Raw genomic sequence first — 5,040 nt, 5'->3', positions numbered from 1 at the left:
GCATCCCGCGGGATGCCCTCTCTGTCTATCCATGTCTGATGGTTGCCGAATACAGGCTGACGCGATTCCCCGTCCCATCGCTGTCGCTCACCGAGTTAGCGGATGGCGGCCCCAGCGGCTACCAGCAGCTCTTTCAAAATGGTGCGATGGCAGCGGGACTCCTGCTTGCAGTAGCAACCCACCGACAGATTGGTGGTGTGTGAGAGGGCGGCCAGCAGCGCCAGATCATGCCTGGCGGCAGGTTGCGCCATCTCGGCCTTGTACTGTTTGCCAAACGCCGCCCACTGGGCGGGCGTCTCGGCTGCCTGCCCCAGCTTCATGGTCTCGCTGCTGGGGGCCAGATTGGGGAACCAGACATCGTACCAATGCTGGCTGGCAAATTCGCTCTTGGGTACGCCGCGGGGTGGGCGGCGCACCGTGCCGATCCGCAGCCCCTCATCGGGCAGGCGCGGGCTGCCAAGGCGAACGATAGCGAGGGCCATGACAGCGGGTTACTTCTCTTCGGCCACTTTCAGCGCCTGCCCGTAGCAGATCACCTGTTTCAGGCAGCCCGGGGTGTCGCTGAACTCGGCGCACTTGTCGATGGTGACGCCGTTGCCGCCCATGTCGGCGGCGCGGCGGCGGGCCAGGGTGCGCGCTTCACCGGCGTTGGGCACCGGCTGGTTGGCATCGGCCTGGCAGGATTCACCCTCGATGGTGCCGAGGTAGAGGTAGTTGAGGTCAGCCAGCTCATCCTGTTCATAGATGCGCACGCTACCGGGTTTGAAGTATTCGTCAAAATTCTCTTTATCCAGATTGCTGTTGAAGGCGTAGTTGGCACAGCCGGAGGCAATCAGGGGCATCATCAGGATCAGGCGTTTCATCGTCTCGTATCTTGTGTCGGTGATGAGGACAGTAGAAATGCGCAGGCGCTCCATGTCGGCATCTTGTTGAATAATGAGGGGGACATTATAGGGGCCAGCCGCCTGCGGCGACCAGCCCCGTTTTGCGCCCGGTTGTCAGGGTGTGAGCCCCATCAGCCTGATATCAAACCGGAGCCAGTCGCTGATAGAGGCTGCGGTAGTAATCATCCCCCAGCAGCTCGTTGTGCGGGGCGCAGAGGCGGATCTGTCCCTCTTCCATCAGGGCAATCCGGTCCATCTGCTCCATCCCCAGCAGGCGGTGGGAGATGAGCAGCAAGGTGCGATCTGCCCCAAGCTTGAACAGCAGATCCATGATCTCCCGCTCGGTCTGACTGTCGAGCCCTTCGGTCGGCTCGTCCAGCAGCCAGAGCGGCGCATCGTGCAGCAGGGCGCGGGCGATGCCGATACGGCGACGCTCACCACCGGAGAGGGGGCGGCCGCCGTCACCGAGCCAGGCGTCGAGGCCCGCCTCATCTTCCAGCAGATTGGCCAGTCCGACCTGGGTCAGCACCGCAATCAGCTGCTCGTCAGAGGCGGTCGGGGCGGCCAGTTTTAGGTTGCCCCGCAAGGTATCGGCAAACAGATGCACCCGCTGGCTCACCACCGAGATGGAGGCGCGCAGCGCCCCTTCGCTGTAGTCGGTGAGCGGCTTGCCACCCAACAGGATCTTGCCAGCCTGCGGGCTCCACTCCCGGGTCAGCAGCCCCATCAGGGTCGATTTGCCGCAGCCGGTCTGGCCCAGCAGCGCCAGCTTCTCACCGGCGTGCAGTTGCAGGGTGCAGCCACGCAGCACCGGCTGGGGGTTGCCGGGGTAGCCAAAATAGAGGTCATTGATCTGCAGCGCACCAACGGTGGCATGGGTCTGCTCGTCGCCCCACACGGGGGCTTTGGCCTCTTGCAGGATCTCGTTCAGGCGGCGTGCCGAGGTGAGGCTGGTGGAGAGGTGCTGGAAAGCCCCCGCCAGCGGCATCAGTGCCTCGAAGCTTGCCAGGGTGGCAAAGACCATCAGTGCTGTGATGGGGTCGGGCGCAGCGCCCGCTACCCCATGACCGGCCAGCCAGAGCATCAGGGTCAGGGTCCAGCCGCTCAGCAGTTGCACCGAGAAGTTGGCCAGCCCGCTCACCTTGGCCATGCGGGCCTGCGCGACGAGCAGTGCCTGTTCGGCTTGTTGCAGCTCAACCAGCGCCTTGGGGGCGGCGGCAAACATCTGCAGCTCGGCCTGACCATCCAGATAGTCCACCATCCGGGTGCGCAAGGTCGATTTTTCGGCAATCAGCGCCTGACCGGGGCGACGGCCGAGGAAGTAGAACACCAGCGGCAGGGCAATCATGCCAAACAGCAGAATGGCCCCCAGGGTGAGGGCGAGACGGCTGTCGAAAAATGACAGGAAGAAGACCAGTCCGGCGGTGCTGAGCAGGGCCGCGCCTATGGGGGTGATCAGCCGCAGGTAGACGTGGTCCATCGCATCGATGTCGGCCACCAGTCGATTGAGCAGATCCGCCTGACGGAAACCGGCCAGGGTACCGGTGGAGAGCGGCGAGAGTTTCTGCCAGAACCAGACCCGCAGTCGGGTCAGTACCCTGAAGGTGGCGTCGTGGCTCACGACCCGCTCACCCCAGCGACCGGCGGTACGGACGATGGAGAAGAAGCGCACCCCGCCTGCAGGGGTCATGTAGTTAAAGGCATGGGTCGTCGCAACTGTCATCCCCGCCACGGCGGCGGCAGAGAGGAACCAGCCGGAGAGGGAGAGCAGCCCCATGCCAGCGGCCAGGGTCACCAGCGCCAGCAGCAAACCAATGGTGAGGCTGAGCCAGTGTTGGCGATAGAGACGCAGAAACGGCAACAGATCACTCATCGAGAGAACCTCCGGAACGTTGGGAGAGCAGGCGGGCAAAAGGCCCATCCGCCTGACTCAATTGTTGGAAGCTGCCTTGCTCCACCAGCTGGCCGTGGGCCAGCACTATTATCTTGTCCATCTTGGTAAGCTGGTCGAGGCGGTGGGTGATCATCAGCAGGGTCTGGCCAGCCATCGCCTGCTCGAGGGTGGTCATGATGGCGCGTTCGGAGTGGCGATCCAGACTGGCGGTCGGTTCGTCGAGCACCATCAGCTGGGTCGATTTGAGCAGGGTTCGCGCCAGTGCGAGGCGCTGGGCCTGACCGACCGAGAGGCCGCCCGCCTGATCGCCGACCGGATAGTCGAGCCCCTTCTCCATGGCAAATTCCCACGCTTGTGCCCGTTTCAGGGCATCTTCCAGCTCGGCATCGCTGGCCGTTGGCTTGGCCAGCAGCAGGTTGTCGCGCAAGGAGGCGTGGAACAGCTGCGGGTTTTGCGAGAGCCAGCCCAGCTGCAGGCGCCACTGGCTCATGTCGAGGGTGGCAAGCTCCTGCCCGTTGACCTTGAGCTCACCGCGATAGGGGGCAAAGCCGAGCAGGGAATTGACTAGCGAGCTCTTGCCGGCGCCGCTGATACCGATGAGGGCGGTACGTGAACCGGCTTCCAGGGTGAAGTCGATGGGGCCGACCAGCACTTTGCCCTCGGCGCTCAGCACTTCAAGCCCTTTGGCTTCTACCTTGACCGGGCTGTCGGCATGGAACGGCGCCGTGCCTGCGGCCGGCTCGCTCACCTCGGCTTCGAGAAATTCAAGCAGTTGCTCGGCAGCGCCGATAGCCTGCGCTTTGGCGTGGTAGTGGGCGCCGAGTTCTCGCAGCGGGGCGTAGAACTCGGGGGCGAGAAACAGCACGAACAGGCCGGTAAAGAGGGTGACTTTGACCCCATAGCTACCAAAGTTCAGATGGTCGATATAAGAGAAGCCGAAGTAGACGGCGACCAGCGCCACTGAAATGGCGGCGAAGAACTCCAGCACGGCGGTGCTCAAAAACGCCAGGCGCAGCACCTCCATGGTGCGTTCGCGAAAATCTTCCGAGGCGTCGCGAATAGCGTCACCTTCTGCCTGGGTACGCATAAAGAGTTGCAGGGTTCGCAGCCCTTTCAGCCGATCGAGGAAGTGGCCGGAGAGACGGGCCAGCGCCTGAAAGTTGCGGCGGTTGGCATCGGCGGCGCCCACACCTACCAGGATCATAAAGATGGGGATGAGGGGCGCAGTGCCGAGCAGGATCAGACCTGCCGCCCAGTTGACCGGGAACACGGCCACCAGAATGACCACCGGAATAAAGATGGCGATGGCCATCTGCGGCAGATAGCGGGAGAAGAAATCCTGCATGTTTTCAATCTGTTCCAGCAGCAGGCTGGCCCAGCTACCGGCCGGACGGCGCTGGATATAAGCAGGGCCGAGACGGCTAAGGCGAGTGAGCAACAGCTGGCGGATGGTCTGGCGCACCGCGCTGCCCGCCTTGAAACTGGCCACTTCGCGGCCATAGGCCAGCGCTGCCTTGCCAAGCGTCACCAGCAGCAGGGTAATAAAGAGCGTGATGGATTGTTCAGGCGTTGAGCCTTCGATGATAAAGCCGTGCAACAGGGTCGCCAGCAGCCAGGCTTGCGCCACCATCAGAATGCCCTGGCCAAGGCCAAAAGCGATGGATATCGTGATCCAGCGGCGACCGTGACTCGATTGCTTGCGCAACCAGCAATAGAGACGTTTTTGCGTTTTTTTATCCATTACCACCATCCTCGCGTCGAGTGGCGCAAGACTATCCTTGCCGTTTGGCCTTGGCAACCTTGTAAATTATCTGTGTTGAAAATGTTTGATTGAAAAAGCAACCGTCTGTTCAATCCTTGTCCGAACAGATTGATTTATTGAAAAAAGTGGCAAAGGCGCCATTGCGCTCGGCGGCAAAATGCATATAGTAGGAGCCCTGACGCGGGTGTAGTTCAATGGTAGAACGGTAGCTTCCCAAGCTGCATACGTGGGTTCGATTCCCATCACCCGCTCCAAATTTCAGATGCCAGGCGGGCATCGTATAATGGCTATTACCTCAGCCTTCCAAGCTGATGATGCGGGTTCGATTCCCGCTGCCCGCTCCAGCTTCAAAACAAAAAGCCCACTCATGCGAGTGGGCTTTTTGTTTTTCATTGTCCCGTCCTAAATATGGTTTACACCTTTCCCCCCAATAAATGGAGAGCCCGATGGGACAAGGTGTGAAACGGACACAGCGCGATTACTCGCTGACTTTTAAACTG

The 5,040-nt window shown here is 61.5% G+C and carries 4 protein-coding genes and 2 tRNA genes; 2 read left to right on the top strand and 4 right to left on the bottom strand.

Annotated features, from left to right (window positions below; translation table 11 throughout):
* Positions 1 to 95: 95 nt before the first annotated feature.
* From AB5Y85_RS06460 to cydD, 4 genes are all read right to left on the bottom strand, one after another.
* Positions 96 to 482, bottom strand: coding sequence for a DUF488 domain-containing protein (locus tag AB5Y85_RS06460; RefSeq protein WP_201995207.1), 387 nt, complete (start codon positions 480 to 482; stop codon positions 96 to 98).
* Between the two features lie 9 nt (positions 483 to 491).
* Positions 492 to 863 (bottom strand): Rcs stress response system protein RcsF, encoded by a 372-nt coding sequence (gene rcsF / locus AB5Y85_RS06455; RefSeq protein WP_013723982.1) that lies wholly within the window; start codon positions 861 to 863, stop codon positions 492 to 494.
* Positions 864 to 1,026: 163 nt separating this feature from the next.
* Positions 1,027 to 2,757 (bottom strand): cysteine/glutathione ABC transporter ATP-binding protein/permease CydC, encoded by a 1,731-nt coding sequence (gene cydC / locus AB5Y85_RS06450; RefSeq protein WP_201995208.1) that lies wholly within the window; start codon positions 2,755 to 2,757, stop codon positions 1,027 to 1,029.
* On the bottom strand, positions 2,750 to 4,519 hold the full coding sequence (gene cydD / locus AB5Y85_RS06445; RefSeq protein ID WP_257687889.1) for a cysteine/glutathione ABC transporter permease/ATP-binding protein CydD: 1,770 nt from the start codon (positions 4,517 to 4,519) through the stop codon (positions 2,750 to 2,752). Before cydD ends, cydC begins: the two co-directional genes overlap by 8 nt.
* 201 nt (positions 4,520 to 4,720) lie before the next feature.
* Here cydD and AB5Y85_RS06440 point away from each other — a divergent pair.
* Together AB5Y85_RS06440 and AB5Y85_RS06435 are read left to right on the top strand one after the other, a co-directional pair.
* Positions 4,721 to 4,794, top strand: a tRNA-Gly gene (locus tag AB5Y85_RS06440).
* Between the two features lie 15 nt (positions 4,795 to 4,809).
* Positions 4,810 to 4,884 (top strand) — tRNA-Gly (locus tag AB5Y85_RS06435).
* Positions 4,885 to 5,040: the final 156 nt, after the last annotated feature.

This window comes from Aeromonas sp. R3-1 (genome assembly GCF_040908345.1).
GTDB classification, from domain to species: Bacteria; Pseudomonadota; Gammaproteobacteria; order Enterobacterales; family Aeromonadaceae; genus Aeromonas; species Aeromonas veronii.
The sequence above is the reverse complement of the archived record's forward strand: the minus strand, read 5'-3'. Positions and strand labels throughout refer to the sequence as shown.